This is a genomic window from Paraburkholderia sp. UYCP14C, assembly GCF_004197395.1.
GTDB lineage: Bacteria > Pseudomonadota > Gammaproteobacteria > Burkholderiales > Burkholderiaceae > Paraburkholderia.
This window is the reverse complement of sequence record NZ_SELS01000058.1, coordinates 22,135-45,884: the sequence shown is the minus strand read 5'-3', so window position 1 is coordinate 45,884 and position 23,750 is coordinate 22,135. Positions and strand designations below refer to the sequence as shown.

The window sequence follows — 23,750 nt, the reverse complement described above, 5'->3', positions numbered from 1 at the left end:
GCACTGCGCAAAGACTGGCAGTAGAGAAGGCGCCGTTCGCGGCGCCTTTTTTGTGTCCATGCTGAACCGGGTCCATCGCCCCGCTTCGCGCCAGATTGCATGCGGACACGTGAACCCAGGTTCTCGCCAGAGGCCTAGCGGCCGCTATCAGGCGTTGGATACTTGACGTCGAGAATATCGATCGGCTGCGGGCCGGCCGGCGTGTAGAGCGTGACCGTATCGCCAACTTTAGCCTTCAGCAGCGCGCGCGCAATGGGCGAAATCCAGCTCACGTGCCCGATGTCCAGGTCGACCTCGTCGACACCGACGATCGTCACCTTACGCTCTTCGCCATCCTCGGTCGCATAGTCGACCGTCGCGCCGAAGAACACCTGATCGACGTTCTCCTGCCGGCTGCTATCGACGACCTCGGCCAGATCCAGCCGCTTGGTCAGAAAACGGATGCGCCGGTCGATTTCGCGCAGACGGCGCTTGCCATAGATGTAGTCGCCATTCTCCGAGCGGTCGCCGTTCGACGCAGCCCATGACACGAGCTTGACGACCTCGGGCCGCTCGACATCGATCAGATGCAGCAATTCATCGCGCATACGCCGATGACCGGCGGGAGTCATGTAGTTTTTGGTGCCTGCAGGCACGTCGGGCTGGGCGACATCGAGATCGTCGTCGTTGTCTTCGCTCGACTCTTTGACAAAGGCCTTGTTCATAATGATCCATTAACAGCAGCTAGCATCAACCTTGTAAAAGGTTACACGATCGGGCCCGCGACACAAATCGCCGTGATGGGCTTCCATTTTTCAATTCTGTTGGCTATAATCTCGTTTCTGTGTGCGGCTGTAGCTCAGTTGGATAGAGTACTTGGCTACGAACCAAGGGGTCGTGGGTTCGAATCCTGCCAGCCGCGCCACCTCATTCGAGAGCTTCCTTACCGGGAGTTTTCAGGTTTCACCGGTTTTTGCAGTAAGCATCACCGTTTTGCGTGCGGCTGTAGCTCAGTTGGATAGAGTACTTGGCTACGAACCAAGGGGTCGTGGGTTCGAATCCTGCCAGCCGCGCCACCTCATTCGAGAGCTTCCTTACCGGGAGTTTTCAGGTTTCACCGGTTTTTGCAGTAAGCATCACCGTTTTGCGTGCGGCTGTAGCTCAGTTGGATAGAGTACTTGGCTACGAACCAAGGGGTCGTGGGTTCGAATCCTGCCAGCCGCGCCACCCATGAAGGGCCTTCCAACCGGAAGGCCCTTTGTCTTTTCTGGCGCACGATGCCGTGCGCGAGCAGCCTCATCGCGGCGGCGACTGAATATCCCCAATCTGCCCGTCCGGGTGCGGCAAGTCCTCGACGACCCCGTCTACCGTTTGCTCGCTGATCGTCTTGGCCCGCACGCCGGTCAGTGCCTGGCGTTCGCGCAGCACGTCGTCGACGGTGTCGCCGAAATGGCTCGCGACGAACGCCCGCAGCAAAGCGATGCGCAGCGAGTCGCCGCTCCCCTCCGAGGCTTGATGTCCGCCCTTGAACTCAGCGACGCATACCGCGCCTTTCTCGCTCTGCTCGCGCACATCGAGCCGCATCGCGCGCTCGAGCACCACGGCAGCCGCCTCCCATGACGTGGAAGGCGTGAAACGCCCGTCCCACGGACGGCCACGATCGTTGCCGCGGATCGCAACAGTCTCGCCGCTATCGGTAAAGTAGATTTCGCGCACGAAGTCGTGGAGGCCGCGCGCGACCCAGTAGTCAAGCGCCACGCCAGCGAGGTCGGATATGTTCAATTGCGTTCTCCCTGAGGTTCAGGTGAGACTTGCGTTCAGAAGCATCTTGAGCCGCGCGAAAGATGCCTGACTAGCGCCCGCAGCGCCGCTCAAAACCGCGGCGGCGCCCAGTCAGAAGGTTCAGTAATCCGCGCGCTCGCGGTCGATGCGCATGCCGCCGTCGTGGCGGTGATGCCCCTCTTCGCTCGGCCGCTCACGCGCGATGCGCATGACATCGGGATTCGTGCGCACGCGCCGCATCACGTTAGCCAGATGCACGCGGTCGCTGACCTGAATCACGAAGCGCAGAATCGTGGATTCCTGCGACAGATCTTCGTCCATCGCGATATGGACGATGTTCGCGTCCGCCGACGTGATGTCGGCCGCTACGCGGGCAAACACGCCCTTGGTGTTCTTGACCAGCACCTTGACCGCGACATCGAACAGACGCCCCGGCTGCGGTGCCCACGCGACGTCGATCCAGCGGCCCGGATCGCGCCGGTGGATACGCTGTGCGACGCGGCAGTCGGTGGTATGGATCGCCATGCCGAGACCGATGCCGATATAGCCCATGATGTCGTCGCCCGGAATCGGGCGGCAGCACGCGGACAGTTGCACCGACATGCCTTCGGTACCGGTGATGACGACCGGCGGCGCATGCGGCGCAGAGCCGGACTCGGAGCGCGAGCCATCGTCGTCGCCGTCGCGTCCGTTCATCAGCACTTCGATGCGCTTGGCCATCACCGCGGCGACCCGCCGGCCTAGGCCGATGTCCGCGAAGATTTCCTGACGGTTCTTATTGCCCGTCCACTGCACGAGCTTTTCCCACGCTTCCGGCGTCACATCCGATAGCGCGAGGCCATAGCCCTTCAACGCCTGATCGACGAGACGCTCGCCGAGCTGCACCGACTCGTTCAGGCGCATCGTCTTCAGATAGTGACGGATCGCCGAGCGCGCCTTGCCGCTGCGCACGAAGCCGAGCCACGCCGGGTTCGGCTTCGAATACGGTGCCGTGATGACTTCGACGATGTCGCCGCTCTTCAGCTCGGTACGCAACGGCAACAGCTCGTTGTTGATCTTCACCGCGACGCACTGGTTGCCGAGGTCGCTGTGGATCGAATACGCGAAGTCGAGCGCGGTGGCGCCGCGCGGCAGCGCCATGATCTTCGACTTCGGCGTGAACACGTAGACCGCGTCCGGGAACAGGTCGATCTTCACGTGCTCGAGGAATTCGCTCGAGTCGCCCGCTTCGCTCTGAATGTCGAGCAGCGACTTCAGCCACTGGTGCGCGCGCTTTTGCACGTCGTTCAGATCCGCGCTGCCGTTCTTGTACAGCCAGTGCGCGGCGACGCCCGCCTCGGCGATCTCGTGCATCTTGCGCGTGCGCACCTGAAACTCGATCGGCGCGCCGAACGGGCCGACGAGCGTGGTGTGCAGCGACTGATAGCCGTTCACCTTCGGGATCGCGATGTAATCCTTGAATTTGCCCGGCACCGGTTTGAACAGCGCATGCAGCGCGCCGATGCAGGTATAGCATTCGAGCGCGCTCTCGACGACCACGCGAAAACCATACACGTCGAGCACCTGCGAGAACGACAGTTGCTTGTCGCGCATCTTCTTGTAGATGCTGAAGATGGTTTTCTCGCGGCCGGTGACTTCGGCGTCGATCTTTGCGTCCGCAATCGCGCGCTGCACCGATTCGAGAATCTTGCCGACCACCTCGCGACGATTGCCGCGCGCCGCCTTCACGGCTTTTTCGAGCGTCGCGTAACGGTGCGGATTGAAGTTCGCGAAACTCAGGTCCTGCAGTTCGCGATAGGTATTGTTCAGACCGAGCCGGTGAGCGATCGGCGCGTAAATGTCGAGCGTTTCGCGCGCGACGCGGCGACGCTTCTCCGGCGGCACAGCGCCGAGCGTGCGCATGTTGTGCAGCCGGTCGGCGAGCTTCACGAGGATCACGCGCACGTCGCGCGCCATCGCGAGCAGCATCTTGCGGAAGTTCTCCGCCTGCGCTTCCTCGCGATTGCGAAACTCCATCTTGTCGAGCTTGGACAACCCGTCGACCAGTTCCGCGACCTTCGCGCCGAAGCGCTCGGCGAGCTCCGCCTTGGTCACGCCCTGGTCTTCCATCACGTCGTGCAGCAGCGCCGCCATGATCGACTGGGCGTCGAGGTTCCAGCCCGCGCAGATTTCCGCGACGGCGACCGGATGCGTGATGTAGGGCTCGCCGCTCTGGCGATACTGGCCGAGGTGGGCTTCGTCGCTGAAGTGGAACGCCGCCTTGATGTCCTTGATTTCTTCCGGCTGCAGATAGCCGGATAAGGCGGACGTCAGATTGGCGATGGAGACGACGTCATGCCGGCGCGGCTGCTCCGGCGTGGCAGTCGGTCCGAACAGATGTCGAAACGATTGCTCGAGGACTGCGTCGATGTACTTGCGTGCAGACGAGGGCGAGTCGGTGTCGTGTTCCGCTTCCGTGGCGGTGGGCGGGGTAGCACTCATGGTCGCCTCCGGTAGCGGTCAGGGTTGGACACAGTTCTGCACGTTGGGCAAGCCGGTGTGGCGAATACCGGGCAAGTCGAAAACGAAAATCCGTGCGCCTTAGACCGGCACCTTCTTCAACATTTCGACGCCGACCTGGCCCGACGCGATTTCACGCAGCGCGAGGACGGTGGGCTTGTCGCGGCTTTCGATCTTCGGCGTGTGGCCTTGAGCGAGCTGACGCGCGCGATAGGTTGCGGCAAGCGCGAGTTCGAAACGGTTCGGGATCTGTTTGAGGCAGTCTTCGACGGTAATGCGGGCCATGTTGGGTTCCTTCTCAGTATGTTGCTTATTCTACCTTATGTGCCTGACACCACGCCGCGCTCACGCGTGCGGCAGGTGGATGCCGAGCTGCATGAAAAGCTGCGTGTGACGCGCGTACTGCGACGCGAAACGCGAACGCGTCGCGCCGACGAGGCACTGCAACTCAGCCAGCGCGCGATCGAAGTTCTCGTTGATCACGACGTACTCCGCCTCGGCTGCGTGTGCCATCTCGCCGCCCGCCGCGAGCAGACGTCGCGTGATCACGTTCGGCTCGTCCTGGCCGCGTTTTTTCAGACGCTCTTCCAGCGCTTCGAGCGACGGCGGCAGAATGAAAATTTCCACCGCGTTGTGAAATTGCTTTTTAACCTGCTGCGCGCCCTGCCAGTCGATTTCGAGCAGCACGTCATGGCCGTTTTTCATCTGCTCCTCGATCCACACGCGCGACGTGCCGTAGTAGTTGCCGTGCACTTCCGCGCTTTCGAGAAACTCGCCGGCGTCGTGACGAGCCATGAAGTCTTCGACGGTCGTGAAGTGGTAGTGCTCGCCGTCCTGCTCCTTCGGACGGGGCGGGCGCGTCGTGTACGAGATCGACAGACGAATCGCGTCGTCGCCGGCGAGCAGCGCGTTCACGAGCGTCGACTTGCCCGCGCCCGACGGCGCGACGACCATGAACAGATTGCCGGGATATGCGCCGGCGTACGGATGGCGCGGCGCGCCGGTTTCGCGTGGGTGATGGTCGGTCATGATGTGTAGTGCTCCAGCCTTATTCGAGATTCTGTACCTGCTCGCGCATCTGTTCGATCAGCAGCTTCAGCGTCATCGACGAATCCGCGAGTTCCTTCGCCGCCGCCTTCGAACCGAGCGTGTTCGCTTCGCGGTTCAGCTCCTGCATCATGAAGTCGAGCCGCTTGCCGACCTTGCCGCCCTTCTCGATCACGTGCCGCGTTTCGTTCAGGTGCGCGGTGAGGCGCGACAGCTCTTCGGCGATGTCGATGCGGATGCCGTACATCGTTACTTCCTGACGAATCCGCTCGTTGATCTCTTCGCGCGACACGATCGTCGCGGCCGCATCCGGCGCGGCGATGCCGAGCGCTTCCTGCAGACGCTCGACGATCTTCTGCTGATGCCGTGCAATCAGCTCGGGCACGAGCGGCGTGATCTTCGTGACGATCGTCTCCATTTCGGTGACGTTGGCGAGCAGCATCGTCGCGAGTTGCGCGCCTTCGCGCGCGCGCACGTCAATCAGGTCCGCGATCGCCTGCTTGCCGCACGCGAGCACCGCGTCGCGCAGCATCTCGGGTGCGATGCCGCTTTCGGCGAGCACGCCAGGCCAGCGCAGGATCTCACCCGTACGCAGACGGCCGGCTTCGGGAAAGGTGTCGAGCACCGTGCGTTCCAGCTGCGCGAGTTGCGCGAGCGCGTCGCGGTTGATCGCGCCGGCGTTCGCCGACTGCTCGCTGCGCTGCAGATTCACGCGAATGTCGACCTTGCCGCGCGACAATTTGTTCATCAGCATCTCGCGCAGCGTCGGTTCGACGACGCGCACGTCTTCCGGCATGCGGAAGTTCAGATCGAGAAAGCGCGAGTTCACCGTGCGCAATTCGACCGATACGCTGACGCCGCCAGTGCCCGAAGACGCCACGAGTTCGCGCGTGGCGCTCGCATAGCCAGTCATGCTATAGATCATCGTATATCTCGCGATTGCGGCCATGCGTTCGACGATGGCCTGAGAAGCGGATCGCCCGGCGTGTACGAGACGCGGGGCGGGGAACCGGCATTATCCCATTTTTGGCCGCAGCATCCGCTCGCGAGCGAGCAGGGACGCGGCTCGCCACGCCGTCGATTTATTGCCATCCGTTGCCGCTTGCAGCCGCGACAGCCTTCGCACACTCGCGCCGCTGTCGGCACCCGCAACTTTGCGTGCGATCCGCATGGGCAACCGCCCTATCCGATCGGCGGTAAAATTATGGTTTTTCCTCCGCCCCTCTTCCGGCCTCTCCTGATCCATCGCAACCTATTCCGACATGAGCAACGACACCCAACGCCCCAGCGGCCGCCAGCCCAACCAGTTGCGCGACGTGCGCATCACGCGCCACTACACGAAGCATGCGGAGGGCTCGGTGCTGGTCGAGTTCGGCGACACCAAGGTGATCTGCACCGCGAGCGTCAGCGAGAGCGTACCGCCGTTTCTGCGCGATCGCGGCCAGGGCTGGCTCACCGCCGAATACGGCATGCTGCCGCGCGCCACGCACACGCGCAGCGACCGTGAAGCCGCGCGCGGCAAGCAGACCGGCCGCACCCAGGAAATCCAGCGGCTGATCGGCCGTGCGCTGCGTTCGGTGTTCGATCTCGAGAAGCTCGGCGCGCGCACGATCAATCTCGACTGCGACGTGATCCAGGCCGACGGCGGCACCCGCACCGCGAGCATCACCGGCGCGTTCGTCGCCGCGCATGACGCGGTCGCCAGGTTGCTCGCGACGGGGCGCCTCGAAAGCTCGCCGATCAACGACTACGTCGCCGCGATTTCGGTCGGCGTGTACGACGGCGTGCCGGTGCTCGACCTCGACTACGACGAAGACTCGCAGTGCGATACCGACATGAACGTCGTGATGACGGGAGCGGGCGGCTTCGTCGAAGTTCAGGGCACCGCGGAAGGCGCGCCGTTCTCGCGCGACGAAATGAATGCGCTGCTCGATCTCGCCAACGACGGCATCCGCACGCTGATCGCGAAGCAGAAAGAGGCGCTGGGAGTGCAGCAGTGAATGAGGTTCGTCAGAACGGCGGCGCGAGTCAAGCTCAGAACGACGCTCAGGGCGCCACGTCGGGCATGCCGTTGAAAAAAGTCGTGCTCGCGTCGAACAACGCGGGCAAGCTGCGCGAATTCGCGGCGCTGCTCGGCGCGGCCGGCATCGAATTGATCGCGCAAGGCGAGCTCAACGTGCCGGAAGCGGAAGAGCCGCATCCCACCTTCGTCGAGAACGCGTTGACCAAGGCGCGTCACGCGGCGAAGCTGACCGGCCTGCCCGCGCTCGCCGACGACTCTGGCCTTTGCGTGCGCGCGCTGCGCGGCGCGCCGGGCGTCTATTCGGCACGCTTCGCGCAACTCGCCGGCGGCGAGAAGAGCGACGCGGCAAACAACGCGCGCCTCGTCACCGAACTGCACGGCGCGAGCGATCGCCGCGGCTATTACTACTGCGTGCTCGCGCTCGTGCGTCACGCGGACGATCCCGAACCGCTGATCGCCGAAGGCCGCTGGCATGGCGAAATTCTCGATGCACCGCGCGGCGAACATGGCTTCGGCTACGACCCGTACTTCTATCTGCCGTCGCTGAACGCGAGCGCCGCCGAGCTCGAGCCGGCGGTCAAGAACGCCAGCAGCCATCGCGCGATCGCACTGCGGCAATTGCTCGCGCGTCTGTCGGAGGAAGCGTGATTCCGATCCGATCGACGCCGGCAGACATCGGCAACGGTGTCGTGAAGGCATTCACGTCGCCGGGCGGCATCCGTTTGACGTCGCTACCACCGCTTGCGCTGTACGTGCATTTTCCGTGGTGCGTGCGCAAGTGCCCGTACTGCGACTTCAATTCGCACGAGTGGAAAGGCGAGACGTTCCCGGAGAACGACTACCTCGACGCGCTGCGCGCCGATCTGGAAATGGCATTGCCGCTGATCTGGGGCCGTCAGGTGCATACGGTGTTCATCGGCGGCGGCACACCGAGTTTGCTGTCGGCGGCGGGGCTCGATCGCATGCTGTCGGACATTCGCGCGCTGCTGCCGCTGGATGCCGACGCGGAAATCACGCTCGAAGCGAACCCCGGCACGTTCGAAGCCGACAAGTTCGCGCAGTTTCGCGCGAGCGGCGTGAACCGGCTGTCGGTGGGCATCCAGAGTTTCAACGAAGCGCATCTGAAGGCGCTCGGCCGCATCCACGATGCGGCGCAGGCGCGCCACGCGGTCGAAGTCGCCGCGACCACGTTCGACAACTTCAACCTCGACCTGATGTTCGCGCTGCCGAAGCAAACGCTCGCCGAATGCCAGGCCGACGTAGAAACGGCGTTGTCGTTTGCGCCGCCGCATCTATCGCTGTACCACCTGACGCTCGAACCGAACACGCTGTTCGCCAAGTTCCCGCCCGCGCTGCCCGATGACGACGCATCCGCGGACATGCAGGACTGGATTCATCAACGCACCGCCGAGGCCGGCTATGGGCGCTATGAGGTATCCGCGTATGCGCAGCCGCATCGGCAGAGCAAACACAATCTGAACTACTGGCGTTTCGGCGACTATCTCGGCATCGGCGCGGGCGCGCATACGAAGCTGTCGTTTCCGAATCGCATCGTGCGCCAGGCGCGCTACAAGCATCCGACCACGTTCATCGAGCAGGCCAAGGCCGGGGCAGGCGTGCAGGAAGAGCACGAGGTGGGCCCTCGCGATCTGCCGTTCGAGTTCATGCTGAACGCACTGCGCCTGGTGGAAGGATTTCCGGTGCATCGATTCATCGAGCGCACGGGTCTGTCGATCACGACGATCGAGCCGGCGTTGCAGGAAGCGGAGCGCCGCAAGCTGATCACGCGCGACCACGAACGGATCGCGCCGACGCCGCTTGGGCAGGCGTTTCTGAACGATCTGCAGGAGCTGTTCCTGAAAGATCCGCAGTGATGGCGGACTGCCTGGACTCGGCAGCGAAACCTTTTCAGGTTACAATTCGCGGCTTGGAGGTGTGGCCGAGTGGTTTAAGGCACCGGTCTTGAAAACCGGCGAAGGAGCAATCCTTCCGTGAGTTCGAATCTCACCGCCTCCGCCAGATTCTGTGGCATTGCAGCCCCGTCGATTCTGATGAACGACGGGGTTTTGCTTTTGCGGCTCTGAAAAGCGGCGCATTCCTTCTCCGCCCTCACGAACTAAACCACCCCCACCGCCTCAACCTCGATCTTGAACCCATAGTGCAACTGTGGCACCGGCACGACCGCGCGCGCCGGTTTGGCATCACCGGCCCAGCGCGCGTAGATCTGATTGAAGCTCGCCCAGTTTTCGACATCGACGACGTACACGCGCACCTGCACCAATTGCGCGACGCTGCTGCCGACGCTTTCGAGCGCCGCTTTCACATTGGCCAGAACCTGTTCGGCCTGCGCGTCGAACGACGCATCGGCGAGCTTTTCGCCTTGCGCATTGATCGGCAATTGCCCGGACACGAAGACGAAGCCATTCGCGACCGCGACATGACTGTAGTGACCACCGGGCTTCGCAAGCGCGGCGGGATTGTCGGTGTGAGGCAAATGTGAGGCGTGCGCGCTATCGGTCATCAATCACTCCAGAAGGGAAAATCTCGGAGCGGTTCACAACCGTGCTCGATTCAGCACGAACCCGCGCACGCCACAGCACGCATCACGCGTCCGCCATCTCGAGCTTTTCGCGCGCATCCGCACAACGACGATTCAGATCGCGATGCATCAACTGGCCATCGAGCAGAGCCGATACATCTGTCAAACCGTGATCAAAGCGCAAGACGTATTCGATGTCGGTGTAGTCGTAGTAAGCGCCGCTGTCGGCCAGCCGTTGCGCTTCGGCGAATGCGGCAAAATGCCGTTCGCCGTTCATCAGGTCTTTGATCGCCATGATTGCCGCTCCGAGGAACAGTGACTTCATCATAGCAATGCAACCCGCGACGCACGGTGGTGCGCGCGCAACACCAGGTGTTTTCCGGAGACGCGCCCGGTGAACTCACGCGGCGGCCGATGTCCACAGCCGGAGCAGCACGATCGTCACACACTTTTCACGCCGCTTTCACAGCGCTCGCGCAATGCTCGAGCGCAGCACCCAAACACCGCTCACACAGCCGCAACCGGCAACTTCGTCCCGTGCCAGCGCATCACGAGCAGCCGTCCGACGAAGCACAGGCAGCCCGCCACGCCGACCACGATCCCCATGCCCTTCGGCGTGCCGTCCTGCCACAGCCCGACCGCGAGGCTCGACAACGCGCCCAGTGCGAGCTGCACCGCGCCGAACACGGCCGCCGCGGCGCCCGCGTTGGCGGGATAGCGATGCATCAGATCGGTCGTGCAGTTGGCGGACAACACGCCCACCACGCCCACCACGAAGAACAGCCCGAACACGATCGACCACAGGCCGCCCCACCCCGTCAGCGACACGATCGACACGAACAGCGACGCGACGAAGCTCACGGTCGCCGCAAACGAGATGATCGGCACCGGCCCGAGCCGGCCGACGAGCCGCGTGTTCAGGTAATTGCCGAACATGATGCCGATGATGTTCAGCGCGAACAGGAAGCCATAGTGCTGCGCGGACACGTGGAAATACTCGATGTACACGAACGGCGTCGCCGTGATGTACGCGAACATCGACGCGAACGCCATGCCGCCGCACAACATATGCCCCCACGCGACCGGATCGCGCAGCAGCGTGCCGTACGCGCCGAACGACTTCAGGAGCGCCGACTGCGCGCGCATCTCGCGTGGCCACGTCTCCGGCACTTTCAGGTATGCGGTCACCGCGCACACGGAACCGAACAGCGTCAGCGCGACGAACACCGTGCGCCAGCCGCCGACCAGCAGCAACTGTCCGCCGATCAGCGGCGCGAACAGCGGACCAATCGCCGTGACGATCGCGATCATCGACAGCACGCGCGCCGCGTCGCCCGGTTCGTGCGCGTCGCGCGCGATCGCGCGCGCGAGCACCGACGCCGCGCCCGCGCCCAATGCCTGCACGAAGCGGAAGCCGACCAGCGAGCCGATCGAGATCGACAGCGCGCAGGCGATGCTCGCGAGCGCATACATGACGATGCCGCCAAGCAAGATCGGCCGACGGCCATACGTATCGGACAGCGGACCGTAGAGCAGCATGCCGATCGAGAAGCCGAACATGAAGCTCGTCAGCGTCGATTGCGCGGCGCCCGTGCTGACCGCGAAGGCCTGCGCGATGGTCGGCAGGCTCGGCAGATACATGTCGATGGAAATCGGCCCGCACGCGGCCAGCGCGCCGAGCAACAGGATCAGCCGGCCATCGGGCCGGCGTTTGACGACGTGAGACATGGGAAATCCGGATGGAACGCCGCGCCGGCATCGGCAGCGGAACGGGTGAAGCGGCAACGACCACCAGCTGACCGGCTCGATTGTACGCGACGGTTAACCCGCTGACTGCGCGCGTGGCAGGCCACGTGGACGTTGCGCGACAGCGCGGCGCGGCGCAATCACCGTCGATCGGTTAAGCTGCCGCCTGCAAGTCCGGCCGTCCGGCGCGCCTCCGTATGCGCAGCCTGACGGGCCGCCCATCCGCGCTCGACATCGCGCAACACCCTTCCCCTGATCCCGTTCGAACCCGCGATGACCGCCTTCCTGCTGATCTGGAGCCCCAAAAAATGGCCGTGGCCCGAGCTGCCCGACCTCGCGAAACGCGTGGCGGCCGGCGAAGCGGTGTCCGACGCGTGGGGCTGCGGCTTCGCGCGCGGCATCCTGCCGGGCGATCGCGTGTTCCTGCATCGCGTCGCGCAGGAGCCGAAGGGCATCTTCGGCTCGGGCTACGTGACGCGCGCGCCCTACGAGGTCCCCGACGCGTCGACCAAACGCGGCTACCGGCTGTGCATCGACTTCGTCTATGACTGGCTCGTCGATGCGCATCACGCGCCGGTCATCCCACGCGATCAACTGCGCGTGCATCCGTTCTCGGTGCAGACGTGGGATGCGCAAAGCTCCGGCACGATCATCAAGCCGATCGCCGAAGGCGCGCTGGAGAAGCGCTGGGCCGAATTGACCGGCAAGCGCAAGCCGCCGCCGATACCCGCACCGGCAAGCCAAGGCTAGCCAGGCCAGACGCGCGCCGCCGCGACCGCCCGCCCGCACAGCCCGCCGGCGCCGACTCCGGTACAATTTCTCGATCCATCCCAGCATTGCGCGAAGTGCCCGCGGGAATCGTCCGAGGCCCTTTGCGCCGCTGCGCAACCCCTATTCCAGCCATCGCCATGTCCAGAAACGAAATCCTCTTCGAACGCGCGCAACGCACGATCCCCGGCGGCGTGAATTCGCCGGTGCGCGCTTTCCGTTCCGTCGGCGGCACGCCGCGCTTCATCGAGCGCGCGCAAGGCCCGTACTTCTGGGACGCGGACGGCCAGCGCTATACCGACTACATCGGCTCGTGGGGGCCGATGATCCTCGGCCACGTTCATCCCGAAGTGCTCGAAGCCGTGCAGCGCGTGCTCACGAATGGCTTCTCGTTCGGCGCGCCGACCGAGTCGGAAGTGGAGATCGCCGAGGAAATCTGCAAGCTGGTGCCGTCGATCGAACAGGTGCGCATGGTGTCGAGCGGCACCGAGGCGACGATGAGCGCGCTGCGTCTCGCGCGCGGCTTCACGAACCGCAGCCGCATCGTCAAGTTCGAAGGCTGCTATCACGGCCATGCGGACAGCCTGCTCGTGAAGGCCGGCTCGGGTCTGCTGACCTTCGGCAATCCGACCTCGGCGGGCGTGCCGGTCGATATCGCGAAGCACACCACCGTGCTCGAATACAACAACGTCGCCGAACTCGAAGAAGCGTTCAAGGCGTTCGGCAACGAGATCGCCTCGGTGATCGTGGAGCCGGTCGCGGGCAACATGAACCTCGTGCGCGCGACCCCGGAATTCCTGCAGTCGCTGCGCCGCCTGTGCACCGAGTACGGCTCGGTGCTGATTTTCGACGAAGTGATGTGCGGCTTCCGCGTTGCGCTCGGCGGCGCGCAGCAACTCTACGGCATCACGCCGGACCTCACCTGTCTCGGCAAGGTGATCGGCGGCGGCATGCCGGCGGCGGCGTTCGGCGGCCGGCGCGACATCATGGCCCACCTCGCGCCGCTCGGCGGCGTCTATCAGGCGGGCACGCTGTCGGGCAATCCGATCGCGGTCGCGGCAGGCCTGAAGACGCTGCAACTGATCCAGGCGCCGGGCTTCTACGACACGCTCGCCGCGCGCACCACGCGTCTCGCGCAAGGCCTCGCACAGGCGGCACGCGCAGCGGACGTGCCGTTCGCGGCCGATGCGCTCGGCGGCATGTTCGGCATCTACTTCCGCGAATCGATCCCGACGAGCTTCGCCGAAGTCACCAAGAGCGACGTACCGCGCTTCAATGCGTTCTTCCACAAGATGCTCGACGTGGGCGTGTACTTCGCGCCGTCCGCATATGAGGCAGGCTTCGTGTCGAGCGCGCACGACGACGCGGTCATCGACGCGACGATCGAAGCCGCGCGAGGCGCGTTCGCCGCGTTGAAGGGCTGAACCCAGGCCGCGATCGAGCCTCGGTCGAGGCCTCGAGCGCGGATTGAAGCAAGGCTTGAAGCAAGGTCTGAGGCAAAGGCCACAACCCGCACGACCCAGACACCGCACCGCAACGGACACCGATGTTCTCGCAAACCGATTTCGTCCATATGGAACGTGCGCTCGCGCTCGCGAAGCGCGGCATGTACACGACCGACCCGAACCCGCGGGTCGGTTGCGTGCTCGTCAGAAACGGCGAGGTGATCGGCGAAGGCTACACGCAGCCAGCCGGCCAGGATCACGCCGAGATTCGCGCGCTGAAGGATGCCCGCTCGCGCGGCCACGACCTGCGCGGCGCGACCGCCTACGTGACGCTCGAACCGTGCAGCCATTTTGGCCGCACGCCGCCGTGCGCGAACGCGCTGATCGAAGCGCAGATCGGCCGCGTGATCGCGGCGATGGAAGATCCCAATCCGCAAGTCTCCGGCCGCGGTCTCGCGATGCTGCGCGATGCCGGTATCGAAGTGCGCTGCGGGCTGCTCGCGAACGAAGCGCGAGAGCTCAACATCGGTTTCGTGTCGCGCATGACGCGCGGCCGTCCGTGGGTGCGCATGAAGGTGGCGGCATCGCTCGATGGCCGCACCGGCTTGCCCTCGGGCGAAAGCCAGTGGATCACGGGCGCGGCCGCGCGCGCCGATGGCCATGCATGGCGCGCCCGTGCGTCGGCGATCCTCACCGGCATCGGCACCGTGCGCGAGGACAATCCGCGCATGACCGTGCGCGCGGTCGACACGCCGCGTCAACCGCACCGCGTACTGATCGACAGCCAGCTCGAGGTGCCGCTCGACGCGCAGATCCTGGCCGGCGCGCCGACGCTGATCTTCTGCGGCGAGCTCGATGCGCGGCTCGAAGAACGCGCGGGCGCGCTGCGCGAGCGCGGCGCCGAGATCGTGCCGCTGCCGAACGCGTTCGGCAAGGTGGACCTGCCGCGCATGCTGAGCGTGCTCGGCGAGCGCAATGTGAACGAGCTGCACGTCGAAGCCGGCTACAAGCTCAACGGCTCGCTGCTGCGCGAAGGCTGCGTCGATGAACTGCTGGTCTATCTCGCGCCGAGCCTGCTCGGCATGGACTCGATGAGCATGTTCAATCTGGACTCGCCCGACCTGCTCGAAGATCGCGTGAAGCTCAGTTTCCACACGATCGAGCGGATCGGCGACGATCTGCGAATCCTCGCGCGCTTCGCACCGACAGCCGTACCCGGGACCGATACCGTGTCCCCCACCGTTTCGAAATGATCAAGGACTAGCACGATGTTTACAGGAATCGTCGCGGCAGTGGGCCGCATCGAATCAGTCAAGCCGCTCGGCACGGGCGGCGACGCGGGCGTGCGCCTGAACGTCGAGGCGGGCGGGCTCGACCTCACCGACGTGCAGCTCGGCGACAGCATCACGATCCAGGGCGCCTGCATGACGGTGGTCGCGATGACCGATCATTCGTTCGAAGTCGACGTGTCGCGCGAAAGCCTGAACCGCACGGCCGGTCTCGGCGAAACCGGCGAGGTCAATCTCGAGAAAGCGCTGCGCGCGCATGACAGGCTCGGCGGGCATATCGTCTCCGGCCACGTCGATGGGCTCGGCACCGTCACGCGTTTCGCGCCGGTCGGCGAATCGCACGAGCTACGCATTCTCGCGCCGCGTGAGATCGGCCGCTATCTCGCGTACAAGGGATCGATTACGGTCAACGGCGTGAGCCTGACCGTGAACGCCGTCGAAGATCGCGACGATGGCTGCGAGTTCTCGATCAATCTGATCCCGCATACCGTGCAGGTGACGGCGCTCAAGCATCTGCGCGACGGCGTGCGGGTGAATCTGGAGATCGATCTGATTGCGCGCTATGTGGAGCGGATGCTCAATGCGCCGCGCGATGGCGAAACATCGTTGAAGTAATCCCGCGCACGAGGGTATGTCAACATGCCGGGCAAGCGTCGGCCACCTGTACGTTGCCAGAGTCCGCTGCCTGTGCACCTGACGAAAGCGTCGCTGATCCTCGCCTGCATCGTTGGCACCGCACTTCGTGTCCGCGCAGAGCATTGCCTGCACCTACGGTCTGTCCAGCGACGACCTGAAGTCCGCCGGCGCCGCGCTCGAGCAGGCGCCGCGTCCCAATGCGACCGTGCGTGCATGGGTCGACGAACGTGGGCAGATCGCCGACGCGGTCGTCGAGGTTTCGTCGCGCAATCCGGCGTTCGACAACCTCGCACTTCAGGCATCGCGGCGTGCCCAGTGCAGACCCTTCACCGGTGTGGACTATCAGCCTGTGGCGGTCGAAACCAATGTCGTGTTCAACCTGCCGCACGTGGGCGTTACGACGGCCGCGTGCAACAGGGACTCCGCCCATCTGCCGTCTTTTCCGTCGGGCGAGACCGGTCCTTCTCTGCTGTCGACCGCGTTGCCGTAAGCGGTGAGGCGCCACGGTCGTTCACGATCACGCTCAGACCGGGCGTTTGAAGGGCGCTGCCGCTTCAGAACGATTCCGAGCGCACCTGCGACTTCAGATCGAACAAACCTTCCTGATGCGTCGCCAATGACGCCTCGAGCCCCCGCGCGAGCTTCATCAGCTGAGCGATCGACGCGCGGCACCGTTGCGCGGTATGAGCGGCAAGACTCAGCACGCACTCGCGAATCGCGTGGCTGAGCGCGGCGTGAAGGCGGCCGTAGTCGACGCCCGCAACTTCGCGCATCGGTCCATTTGCGCCCACACACTCGACGACGATATCGTCGAAACCGACGTCGGCATCGAGTTTGATCTGCGCGAGCGAAGCATCGGACTCGATCACGTAATCGCCCAACAGCCGGTCCGCCTCGCGAGCAAACAGCTCGAATATCGATTCCGACAGAGCGTTGCCAAGCCCGATCACGTCATGCGTTGCCGCATGTGCATCGAGCAAAGCGGGCAGCGCCGGCACGATGCCGCGCCACACGGCATTGGCAAGTTGCTCCTGCTGTGGTTCGAGCTTCGCGAGCGCCGCTTGCGACGACTTGCCCAGTTCGGCAAGCAACGGCAGCACGTCGTTTTGCAGGCTGCCGAGCACGTTTTCTTCCAGATGATGCAGCAGCACCTCGGCCCGCTTGCGCCGCTTATACGCGAGCGCCGGTCCGGTGATGTCGAGCAACGCGGCATAGAGCCGCTCGAAACCCGCTTCGCTCATCGCCACCGCCGTCTGCCCCGCCTCGCGCGCGACATACGCGGAGACCGACACCGGCGGTTTCAACAGCGCCTTATCGACGCCCATCGCGACCAGCTTGTCTTCCGCTCGCACCTTGACGTCGTGCTCCTGCAGCGCCCGACGCGGCGCGCTCTTGTTGCACAAACACTTGACGAGTTCACCGTCGACTTCGTCTTCCTCGTATTCGTCGCTGCGCGTGACCACCGGCAGCAACGGCTTCATCCGGTGCAATTCGCGGCCGAGCTCGTCGAGTTCCTGCACCTGGCCCGGAGACGTGGAGCTGGTCAGCCACAACACACCGTCGGCGCTATCGGTGAAGCGCTGCGTCAATGCGGCGTTTTCCGGCGTCACCGAATGCAGTCCCGGCGTGTCGAGCAGCACCAGCTTGGCGCCGAGACGCACGCCTTGCAGCCGCGAGGTCGTTTCCGTCGCGCCTTCCGTGAAGGGTTCCGACGTTTCGACGACGCGGCCCGCGTCGACATGGAAATACTGCACGCTGCGGCCGTGCGCGGCGAAGCGCTCGGCGAGGAAATTGCAGAACGAGCTTTTGCCCGCGTTGAACTTGCCGAACACGAGCAGCAGTGCCTGATCGTCGAAACGATCGGCGAGGTGTTGGGCCGCTTCGACGCTCGACCACTGTTGCAACCACGCCGCTACGCTGTCGCGCAGCAGCGTGTTGATCGTGTCGGCCTGAATGGCCAGTGGGTTGTTTGCGCGCAAGCCGTCGCACGTCAAAGCGTCGGTTTGCAGATCGACGCTCAGCTTCGCGAGCCAGTCGTTCAGCGCATGCAGCAGCGCGTCGATATCCTCCGCGATGAAGTCGAAGGCATCGACCTCGGCGATGAAGCGTTGCTCGTCGCTCACGTCGGCTTTCATGCGCGCGCCTCCAGTATCCGCATCGCGGCCGCAGCGTCGTCCGATGCGGCGATCGCCGCTTGCGTATCGGCGATCTGCGCGGCCAGCGCCTTGCGGTCGGCCGACAGCTCGTAGTAGTGCGTGAACTCGCGTCGCATGCGTTCGCGTCCCGTCGCTTCGCAGAACATGCGGCGCAGGTCCTTGCGGAACTTCACCGACACGCCCATCACTGCGATCATCACCGAGTTCAGGCTTTTCGCCGCGGTGTGCTGCTCCGTCGGCAAACCGATGACACCGTGCCCGGCCAGCATCGCATCGATCTCGATGCACGCGCGCGAGTACGCGATCTGGATGTGCGCGCGCTCCAGTTTGCCCGCGGTGATCGCGTAGGCGTCCTTCGCGGTATCGGGCACGATTGCGTGATCGGTGCCGAGCGCATTCAACATCGCGTCGATGTCGCCGCTGACCTTATCGATAACGGCCGCGAGACCCCGATCGAAGTCCTGTCTTTGTTGGTGCTGCGTCGTGCGCAGAATATCCAGCGACGTTTGCCGCGCCGCGCGCAGCCGTTGCAGTTCGTCGCGGATTTCGCCGATCAGCAGCGCGGTTTCGTGTGTGCGCGCATCCGGCACGCGCGCGAGTTCCGCGTGCAACGCCGCTTGCAGCGCGGGGACGCCGCTCTTTTCCAGCAGCAGTTTCTTGCCGCCGTCGAGCCCCTTGCGATGCCGCATCGAGGACACCGCATTCAATGCGATACCCGGCATTTGCCGGTCGATGGCTGCGCCGATCTTCTGCAACGCGGCGTCGTCGGGAAGCTGGTCGACTTGCGACAGCACGAACAGCGTCTGCCGCCCGGTCCTGACGCGGTCGGCGTCGAGCTCGGTCAGCAGCATCAGTTCCTTCGCGTCGAGTTCGCCCTCTTTCGCGGCGTGCACGAACAGGCGAATGTCGGACTTCAGCCACGCGGCGCGCAACGCTTCGCGGTCGTCTTCGCTGCCGACGTCGGCGTCGAGTCCCGGCGCATCGAGCCAGCAGACACCCTGATGCACGCTGTCGGACAGGCGCACCGTTTCGCGCCGGTCGGACACCGCGAACGCATCGCGGCCCAGCAGCTCGTTGAGCAGGCTGCTCTTGCCGTGGTTGTATTTGCCGACGACGGTGACGACCGGTTCGCTGTCGTCGATCAGAATCAGCAAGCGCGCCAGATCGTGGGCGCGCTCCGGCAACACGGAGGCGACCTCGTGCGCCGCCTGCTCACGAAGTTTGCTCGGCACCGTCAACTCCTCGACGCTTCAGGGAATCGGCCGGCAGGACAGCCGGCCGTTGACAACGAAAGGCAGCGGCCGTGTCGCCACGGCGCCGCCTCGTGCGATTACGCTTCGGCCGAAGCGCGCAGACGATAGACCAGCTGGTTGTCCTTACCCTGGACCAGCGGCGTGATCGTGAAGTCGAACTCGATGTCCTTGTACGCATCGGCCTTCAGGCCCAGCGCCGCGCCACCGGTCTTCTCGACGACCGGCGGAATCAGCTCTTCGCGCGTTGCATACGCGAAGTCGTCCCAGATCAGCGGATCGCCTTCGATGTTGAACTGCGTGGTCAGCTTGCGATGGCCGTCGCTCGTGACGAAGAAGTGCACGTGCGCCGGACGGTTGCCGTGACGGCCCAGCGCGTTCAGCAGCTGCTGGGTCGAGCCGTGCGGCGGGCAGCCGTAGCCGACCGGCATCAGCGTGCGGAATTCGTACTTGCCGTCGGCGCCGGTCTTCACCGCGCCGCGCAGGTTGAATTCGCTCTGCGCGCCGGTCGGATCGAAGTGCGAGTAGAAGCCCTTCGAGTTCGCATGCCAGCATTCGACGAGCGCGCCGGCGACCGGCTTGCCGTCCATATCCTTGACCGTGCCGCGGATCACGAGCGGGCCCGCGTCTTCGTCGGCGTTGATGTCGATCTTCGACAGGCCGTCGCGCACGGTCGCGCCGGCGACGTACAGCGGGCCTTCGATCGTGCGCGGCGTGCCGCCTTCGAGACCGATCTGCTTGTCCGCCGCGTCCATGCGGACGTCGAGGTACTTCTCGAGACCGAGGCCGGCCGCGAGCAGCGCGGCTTCGCCGTCCTGACCCAGCTTGTTCAGATAGTTGATACCGGCCCAGACTTCGTCCGGCGTGATATCGAGGTCATCGATCGCCTTGAACAGGTCGCCCAGCAGACGGAAAACGATCTGCTGGAAACGTGCGTCGCCGTTGCCGGCATCGACGTTGGAAGCGGCTTTCAGCAGGTCCTGCACTTCTTTGGTTTCAAAAACTTTGACGCTCACGATGACTGTCTCCAGTTGGTATAGGGGGAAAAAATCGGCGTTGGATGCGCTCGCCTTATGTGCGCCTGGCCCCTGGGCTCAGATGTCGCCGTCCCGAATCGACGACGGGTGACGACACAGGGGCGTCACCGAAATCTTCATGTACGGGAACAGAGGCAAACCGGACAGAATGTCGTGAAGTTCGGCATTGCTCTCTACATCGAAGATGCTGTAATTCGCGTACTCGCCAACGATGCGCCAGATATGACGCCACTTGCCGCTACGCTGAAGTTCCTGCGAGTAAGCCTTCTCGCGATTCTTGATTTCGTTCGCCACTTCGGCCGGCATGTCGACCGGCAGGTGCACGTCCATTCGCACTTGGAAAAGCATGTTTGAATCCTTTTGATCTGAATCCGTTTAGCGAGTGACCTTCATCAGCCCTTCTCGCGTGAATCGCTTGACCTTCGCCTCGTCGAGTTCGATGCCGAGACCCGGGCCGTTCGGCACGGTCAGCTCGAAGTCGCTGTAGTCGAGCGGCGTGGTCAGAATTTCTTCAGTGATCAGCAACGGCCCGAACAGCTCGGTGCCCCATTGCAGATTCGCGAAGCTCGCGAACAGATGCGCCGACGCCACGGTGCTGAGCGCGCCTTCGAGCATCGTGCCGCCGTACAGCTCGATGCCGGCGGCATCGGCGATCGCGGCCACGCGCTGCGCGGCGAACAGGCCACCGCTCTGCTCGATCTTGATCGCGAACACATCGGCGCCGCTGTTCTTCGCGATCTCGAACGCGCTGTCCGGGCCTTGCAGGATTTCGTCGGCCATCAGCGCGACCGGGAAGCGGCGCATCAGGCGCGCGAGCGCCGCGGCGGACGCGACCGGCTGCTCGACCAGATCGCAGCCCGCGTCGGCCAGCGCCGGAATCGCCCAGGCGGCCTGGGTCTCGCTCCACGCCATGTTCACGTCGACGCGCACCGCGGCGCGCTCGCCGACCGCTTTCTTGATCTCGGCGACGTGCTTGATGTCGGTCTTCAGTTCCTTGGCGCCGATCTTCAGCTTGAAGACCTTGTGGCGGCGCACGTCGAGCATGTGTTCGGCTTCGGCGATGTCCTTCGCGGTATCGCCCGACGCGAGCGTCCACGCAACCGGCAGGCGCTCACGACGACGGCCGCCGAGCAGCTCGCTCACCGGCACGCCGAGGCGCTTGCCCTGCGCGTCGAGCAGCGCGGTTTCGAGCGCGCTCTTCGAGAAATGATTGACCTTGACCAGCTTGCCGAGGTGCGCCATCAGCGCCTGGATCTGCGTCGCGTCCTTGCCGATCATCGCGGGAGCGAAGTAGGCGTCGATCGCGAGCTTCATCGCTTCGGGGCTTTCCGGGCCGTAGGCCATGCCGGCGATCGTGGTGCCTTCGCCGATCCCGACGATGCCGTCGCTGCAGTAGATCTTGACCAGCATCAGGGTCTGCCCATACATCGTGGCGACCGACAGCTTGTGAGGACGGATCGTCGGCAGATCGACGAGGCGGGTTTCGATACGTTCGATGGTCGCTTGGGTCATGGCGGCTGCTGCGAGAAGTGAGTTCATTGGATGTTTTTATACCCCTCGCCCGTTTTGCCCGTCCAATACTTTTCCTGTCCTATTTCATACCTGCAGGGTATGAAGAGGCTAGAAAGCCCGGTGTTTCTAGGGATTTTGCATCGCACCATGCGCGCCGGGCATTGAAAAAGAAGCCGTTTTCCCGGCTCAAACATGACCTGCATCAACTTTCGATGCATGCAGAGCATGTTGTGCGCGGTGGGCATGACCGGCGGCAAAGCGGAAAACGTTCGGGCAGGTTCTCGCGGCGAGGAATTCTCACGCCGGGGATAGCGCGCTGACCATCACGCAGTAACCATCGGGATCGCGCAGCGCGAACTCCATCGTGCCCGTGTGCGAGTTCAAGCGCGGCTCTTCGTCGAGCCGGCCGGCGAGCGTCCGCGCTCGTGCGACGCACGGATCGAAATCGTCGACCCGGAAAAACAACAACAAGCCGTTGCCGGGCTGGCCATTGCCCGGGCTCGTCAACGACGGATGCTCATGAGCGCCCCATTGATGCAGGCACAGCAGCACGGTGCCGTCCGTATCGAGAATCTGCCCGAAGTCGTCATGAGCGGGCGACGCCGGCGGCTGACCGAACAGCGTCTGATACCAGGCGAAGCTGCGAGCCACGTCATGCACACCGATGATCGTCCAGGTACGCTTCATTCGAGTCTCCATCCGGTGTCGATACGAAGCCACGCCCCCCGCGGGCCGCCCTCGCCCACCGTTTCGACGAGCATAGCAACCGCGCCAGGCTCATCGCCAGTCGGCCAAACGGCCTATGTCGTCCGGCGGAGGCGACTTGGACCCGCGCGTGGCGTAAAATACGCGCTTTCCCGAAAAACTCGCCAACATGACGCTCGCCTCCACCCAAGAGATCATTGCCGAACTGAAAGCCGGCCGGATGGTGATTCTCGTCGACGAAGAAGACCGCGAAAACGAGGGCGACCTCGTGATCGCCGCCGAGTTTGTCACTCCGGAAGCGATCAATTTCATGGCTCGCTACGGTCGCGGCCTGATCTGTCTGACGCTGACCCAGGATCGCTGCAAGCAGCTGAACCTGCCGCTGATGACCTATCGCAACGGCACGCAGTACGGCACCGCGTTCACGGTCAGCATCGAAGCGGCCGAAGGCGTGACGACCGGCATCTCGGCAGCCGACCGTGCCCGCACGATCGCCGCCGCGGTCGCGCCGGACGCGAAAGCCGAGCACATCGTGCAGCCGGGCCACATCTTCCCGATCATGGCCCAGCCGGGCGGCGTGCTGGTGCGCGCCGGCCATACCGAGGCCGGCTGCGACTTCACGAGGCTCGCGGGCCTCACGCCGGCCGCGGTGATCTGCGAAGTGATCAAGGACGACGGCACGATGGCGCGACTGCCGGACCTGCTCGAGTTCGGCAAGGAGCACGGCCTGAAGACCGGCACGATCGCCGATCTGATCCACTATCGCAGCCGCACCGAATCGATCGTCGAGCGTATTTGCGAACGCACGATGCAAACCGCGCACGGCGCGTTCCGCGCGGTCATGTATCTCGACCAGCCGAGCGGCCAGCCGCACATCGCGCTGGTGCGCGGCACGCCGTCGCCCGACCAAGACACGCCGGTGCGCGTGCACGAACCGCTGTCGGTGCTGGATCTGCTCGAAGTCGGCGAATCCACCCACTCGTGGACGCTGGATGCGGCCATGAAAGAAATCGCGGAACGCGATCTCGGCGTGGTCGTGCTGCTGAACTGCGGCGACTCGAAAGACCATCTGATCGACGTCTTCAAGGCGTTCGACTCGAAGGAAAAAGCCGATGCGCTGAAACGCCGGCCGGTCGACTTCAAGACCTACGGCATCGGCGCGCAGATTCTGCGCGAACTCGGCGTCGGCAAGATGCAGGTGCTGTCGAACCCGCGCAAGCTCGGCAGCATGTCGGGTTATGGTCTCGAAGTCACGGGCTTCATTCCGATGCCCGGCAGCAAAACGCAAGCCCCGCAAGTCTGATCCGGCCACTCACGCGCATCGCGCCCACTCAAAC

24 protein-coding genes and 4 tRNA genes are annotated in these 23,750 nt (G+C 64.3%); 13 read left to right on the top strand and 15 right to left on the bottom strand.

What is annotated here, in order from left to right; genetic code table 11:
- Positions 1-134 precede the first annotated feature (134 nt).
- Complete coding sequence (gene greB, locus EVC45_RS35195) at positions 135-704, bottom strand: transcription elongation factor GreB (RefSeq protein ID WP_129962753.1); 570 nt, start codon at positions 702-704, stop codon at positions 135-137.
- A gap of 123 nt (positions 705-827) precedes the next feature.
- Here greB and EVC45_RS35190 point away from each other — a divergent pair.
- From EVC45_RS35190 to EVC45_RS35180, 3 genes are all read left to right on the top strand, one after another.
- Positions 828-904, top strand: a tRNA-Arg gene (locus EVC45_RS35190).
- Positions 905-978: 74 nt separating this feature from the next.
- Positions 979-1,055, top strand: a tRNA-Arg gene (locus tag EVC45_RS35185).
- A gap of 74 nt (positions 1,056-1,129) precedes the next feature.
- Positions 1,130-1,206, top strand: a tRNA-Arg gene (locus tag EVC45_RS35180).
- Positions 1,207-1,275: 69 nt separating this feature from the next.
- Here EVC45_RS35180 and EVC45_RS35175 read toward each other — a convergent pair.
- The 5 genes from EVC45_RS35175 to EVC45_RS35155 form a co-directional block, all read right to left on the bottom strand.
- On the bottom strand, positions 1,276-1,761 hold the full coding sequence (locus EVC45_RS35175) for a phage protein NinX family protein (protein ID WP_129962752.1): 486 nt from the start codon (positions 1,759-1,761) through the stop codon (positions 1,276-1,278).
- Positions 1,762-1,881: 120 nt separating this feature from the next.
- Entirely contained in the window at positions 1,882-4,242 is a 2,361-nt protein-coding gene (locus EVC45_RS35170; protein WP_129962751.1) for a bifunctional (p)ppGpp synthetase/guanosine-3',5'-bis(diphosphate) 3'-pyrophosphohydrolase, read from the bottom strand.
- Between the two features lie 99 nt (positions 4,243-4,341).
- Positions 4,342-4,545, bottom strand: coding sequence for a DNA-directed RNA polymerase subunit omega (gene rpoZ / locus EVC45_RS35165; protein WP_008921215.1), 204 nt, complete (start codon positions 4,543-4,545; stop codon positions 4,342-4,344).
- 60 nt (positions 4,546-4,605) lie between these two features.
- Positions 4,606-5,289, bottom strand: a complete 684-nt coding sequence (gene gmk / locus EVC45_RS35160; RefSeq protein WP_129962750.1) for a guanylate kinase — start codon at positions 5,287-5,289, stop codon at positions 4,606-4,608.
- A 19-nt stretch (positions 5,290-5,308) separates the two neighbouring features.
- Positions 5,309-6,232, bottom strand: coding sequence for a YicC/YloC family endoribonuclease (locus EVC45_RS35155; protein ID WP_129962749.1), 924 nt, complete (start codon positions 6,230-6,232; stop codon positions 5,309-5,311).
- Between the two features lie 337 nt (positions 6,233-6,569).
- On the opposite strand from EVC45_RS35155, the gene rph reads away from it, so the two are divergent.
- The 4 genes from rph to EVC45_RS35135 all read left to right on the top strand — a co-directional run bounded on the left by rph (position 6,570) and on the right by EVC45_RS35135 (position 9,349).
- Positions 6,570-7,307, top strand: a complete 738-nt coding sequence (gene rph / locus EVC45_RS35150) for a ribonuclease PH (protein WP_129962748.1) — start codon at positions 6,570-6,572, stop codon at positions 7,305-7,307.
- Positions 7,304-7,978: an RdgB/HAM1 family non-canonical purine NTP pyrophosphatase gene (rdgB, locus tag EVC45_RS35145; RefSeq protein ID WP_129962747.1), complete on the top strand. Its 675-nt coding sequence runs from the start codon at positions 7,304-7,306 to the stop codon at positions 7,976-7,978. Before rph ends, rdgB begins: the two co-directional genes overlap by 4 nt.
- Positions 7,975-9,204 carry a radical SAM family heme chaperone HemW gene (gene hemW / locus EVC45_RS35140; protein ID WP_129962746.1) on the top strand — a complete coding sequence of 410 codons (1,230 nt, stop codon included), beginning with the start codon at positions 7,975-7,977 and terminating at the stop codon, positions 9,202-9,204. Before rdgB ends, hemW begins: the two co-directional genes overlap by 4 nt.
- 55 nt (positions 9,205-9,259) lie before the next feature.
- A tRNA-Ser gene (locus tag EVC45_RS35135) sits at positions 9,260-9,349 on the top strand.
- Between the two features lie 97 nt (positions 9,350-9,446).
- Here EVC45_RS35135 and EVC45_RS35130 read toward each other — a convergent pair.
- From EVC45_RS35130 to EVC45_RS35120, 3 genes are all read right to left on the bottom strand, one after another.
- Positions 9,447-9,851, bottom strand: a complete 405-nt coding sequence (locus tag EVC45_RS35130; protein ID WP_129962745.1) for a RidA family protein — start codon at positions 9,849-9,851, stop codon at positions 9,447-9,449.
- A gap of 82 nt (positions 9,852-9,933) precedes the next feature.
- Entirely contained in the window at positions 9,934-10,164 is a 231-nt protein-coding gene (locus tag EVC45_RS35125) for a hypothetical protein (protein ID WP_129962744.1), read from the bottom strand.
- A 212-nt stretch (positions 10,165-10,376) separates the two neighbouring features.
- Entirely contained in the window at positions 10,377-11,597 is a 1,221-nt protein-coding gene (locus EVC45_RS35120; protein ID WP_129962743.1) for a Bcr/CflA family multidrug efflux MFS transporter, read from the bottom strand.
- Between the two features lie 291 nt (positions 11,598-11,888).
- Here EVC45_RS35120 and EVC45_RS35115 point away from each other — a divergent pair, with 291 nt between their 5' ends.
- From EVC45_RS35115 to EVC45_RS35095, 5 genes are all read left to right on the top strand, one after another.
- Positions 11,889-12,365, top strand: coding sequence for a hypothetical protein (locus tag EVC45_RS35115; RefSeq protein WP_129962742.1), 477 nt, complete (start codon positions 11,889-11,891; stop codon positions 12,363-12,365).
- A 158-nt stretch (positions 12,366-12,523) separates the two neighbouring features.
- Positions 12,524-13,807: a glutamate-1-semialdehyde 2,1-aminomutase gene (gene hemL / locus EVC45_RS35110; protein WP_129962741.1), complete on the top strand. Its 1,284-nt coding sequence runs from the start codon at positions 12,524-12,526 to the stop codon at positions 13,805-13,807.
- Positions 13,808-13,929: 122 nt separating this feature from the next.
- Complete coding sequence (ribD, locus tag EVC45_RS35105; RefSeq protein WP_129962740.1) at positions 13,930-15,081, top strand: bifunctional diaminohydroxyphosphoribosylaminopyrimidine deaminase/5-amino-6-(5-phosphoribosylamino)uracil reductase RibD; 1,152 nt, start codon at positions 13,930-13,932, stop codon at positions 15,079-15,081.
- A 15-nt stretch (positions 15,082-15,096) separates the two neighbouring features.
- Positions 15,097-15,732, top strand: coding sequence for a riboflavin synthase (locus tag EVC45_RS35100; protein ID WP_129962739.1), 636 nt, complete (start codon positions 15,097-15,099; stop codon positions 15,730-15,732).
- Between the two features lie 127 nt (positions 15,733-15,859).
- Entirely contained in the window at positions 15,860-16,243 is a 384-nt protein-coding gene (locus EVC45_RS35095) for an energy transducer TonB (RefSeq protein ID WP_129962738.1), read from the top strand.
- Positions 16,244-16,307: 64 nt separating this feature from the next.
- Here EVC45_RS35095 and EVC45_RS35090 read toward each other — a convergent pair whose 3' ends face one another.
- The 6 genes from EVC45_RS35090 to EVC45_RS35065 all read right to left on the bottom strand — a co-directional run bounded on the left by EVC45_RS35090 (position 16,308) and on the right by EVC45_RS35065 (position 22,395).
- Complete coding sequence (locus EVC45_RS35090) at positions 16,308-17,888, bottom strand: GTPase (RefSeq protein WP_129962737.1); 1,581 nt, start codon at positions 17,886-17,888, stop codon at positions 16,308-16,310.
- Positions 17,885-19,141, bottom strand: a complete 1,257-nt coding sequence (locus EVC45_RS35085; RefSeq protein WP_129962736.1) for a GTPase — start codon at positions 19,139-19,141, stop codon at positions 17,885-17,887. The genes EVC45_RS35090 and EVC45_RS35085 overlap by 4 nt, the downstream gene beginning before the upstream one ends.
- Positions 19,142-19,239: 98 nt before the next feature.
- Complete coding sequence (gene catA / locus EVC45_RS35080; RefSeq protein WP_129962735.1) at positions 19,240-20,175, bottom strand: catechol 1,2-dioxygenase; 936 nt, start codon at positions 20,173-20,175, stop codon at positions 19,240-19,242.
- Positions 20,176-20,253: 78 nt separating this feature from the next.
- Positions 20,254-20,544 (bottom strand): muconolactone Delta-isomerase, encoded by a 291-nt coding sequence (gene catC / locus EVC45_RS35075; RefSeq protein ID WP_129962734.1) that lies wholly within the window; start codon positions 20,542-20,544, stop codon positions 20,254-20,256.
- Positions 20,545-20,571: 27 nt separating this feature from the next.
- On the bottom strand, positions 20,572-21,708 hold the full coding sequence (locus EVC45_RS35070; RefSeq protein WP_129962733.1) for a muconate/chloromuconate family cycloisomerase: 1,137 nt from the start codon (positions 21,706-21,708) through the stop codon (positions 20,572-20,574).
- Positions 21,709-22,005: 297 nt separating this feature from the next.
- Positions 22,006-22,395: a VOC family protein gene (locus EVC45_RS35065; RefSeq protein ID WP_129962732.1), complete on the bottom strand. Its 390-nt coding sequence runs from the start codon at positions 22,393-22,395 to the stop codon at positions 22,006-22,008.
- A gap of 187 nt (positions 22,396-22,582) precedes the next feature.
- On the opposite strand from EVC45_RS35065, the gene ribBA reads away from it, so the two are divergent.
- Entirely contained in the window at positions 22,583-23,716 is a 1,134-nt protein-coding gene (gene ribBA, locus EVC45_RS35060) for a bifunctional 3,4-dihydroxy-2-butanone-4-phosphate synthase/GTP cyclohydrolase II (protein ID WP_129962731.1), read from the top strand.
- Positions 23,717-23,750 lie beyond the last annotated feature (34 nt).

Coding starts and splice junctions, on each gene's coding strand:
- greB (WP_129962753.1), bottom strand. CDS start 704: ATGAACAAGGCCTTTGTCAAAGAGTCGAGCGAAGACAACGACGACGAT.
- EVC45_RS35170 (WP_129962751.1), bottom strand. CDS start 4,242: ATGAGTGCTACCCCGCCCACCGCCACGGAAGCGGAACACGACACCGAC.
- rpoZ (WP_008921215.1), bottom strand. CDS start 4,545: ATGGCCCGCATTACCGTCGAAGACTGCCTCAAACAGATCCCGAACCGT.
- gmk (WP_129962750.1), bottom strand. CDS start 5,289: ATGACCGACCATCACCCACGCGAAACCGGCGCGCCGCGCCATCCGTAC.
- EVC45_RS35155 (WP_129962749.1), bottom strand. CDS start 6,232: ATGATCTATAGCATGACTGGCTATGCGAGCGCCACGCGCGAACTCGTG.
- rph (WP_129962748.1), top strand. CDS start 6,570: ATGAGCAACGACACCCAACGCCCCAGCGGCCGCCAGCCCAACCAGTTG.
- EVC45_RS35130 (WP_129962745.1), bottom strand. CDS start 9,851: ATGACCGATAGCGCGCACGCCTCACATTTGCCTCACACCGACAATCCC.
- EVC45_RS35125 (WP_129962744.1), bottom strand. CDS start 10,164: ATGGCGATCAAAGACCTGATGAACGGCGAACGGCATTTTGCCGCATTC.
- EVC45_RS35120 (WP_129962743.1), bottom strand. CDS start 11,597: ATGTCTCACGTCGTCAAACGCCGGCCCGATGGCCGGCTGATCCTGTTG.
- EVC45_RS35115 (WP_129962742.1), top strand. CDS start 11,889: ATGACCGCCTTCCTGCTGATCTGGAGCCCCAAAAAATGGCCGTGGCCC.
- hemL (WP_129962741.1), top strand. CDS start 12,524: ATGTCCAGAAACGAAATCCTCTTCGAACGCGCGCAACGCACGATCCCC.
- ribD (WP_129962740.1), top strand. CDS start 13,930: ATGTTCTCGCAAACCGATTTCGTCCATATGGAACGTGCGCTCGCGCTC.
- EVC45_RS35100 (WP_129962739.1), top strand. CDS start 15,097: ATGTTTACAGGAATCGTCGCGGCAGTGGGCCGCATCGAATCAGTCAAG.
- EVC45_RS35090 (WP_129962737.1), bottom strand. CDS start 17,888: ATGAAAGCCGACGTGAGCGACGAGCAACGCTTCATCGCCGAGGTCGAT.
- catC (WP_129962734.1), bottom strand. CDS start 20,544: ATGCTTTTCCAAGTGCGAATGGACGTGCACCTGCCGGTCGACATGCCG.
- EVC45_RS35070 (WP_129962733.1), bottom strand. CDS start 21,708: ATGACCCAAGCGACCATCGAACGTATCGAAACCCGCCTCGTCGATCTG.
- EVC45_RS35065 (WP_129962732.1), bottom strand. CDS start 22,395: ATGAAGCGTACCTGGACGATCATCGGTGTGCATGACGTGGCTCGCAGC.
- ribBA (WP_129962731.1), top strand. CDS start 22,583: ATGACGCTCGCCTCCACCCAAGAGATCATTGCCGAACTGAAAGCCGGC.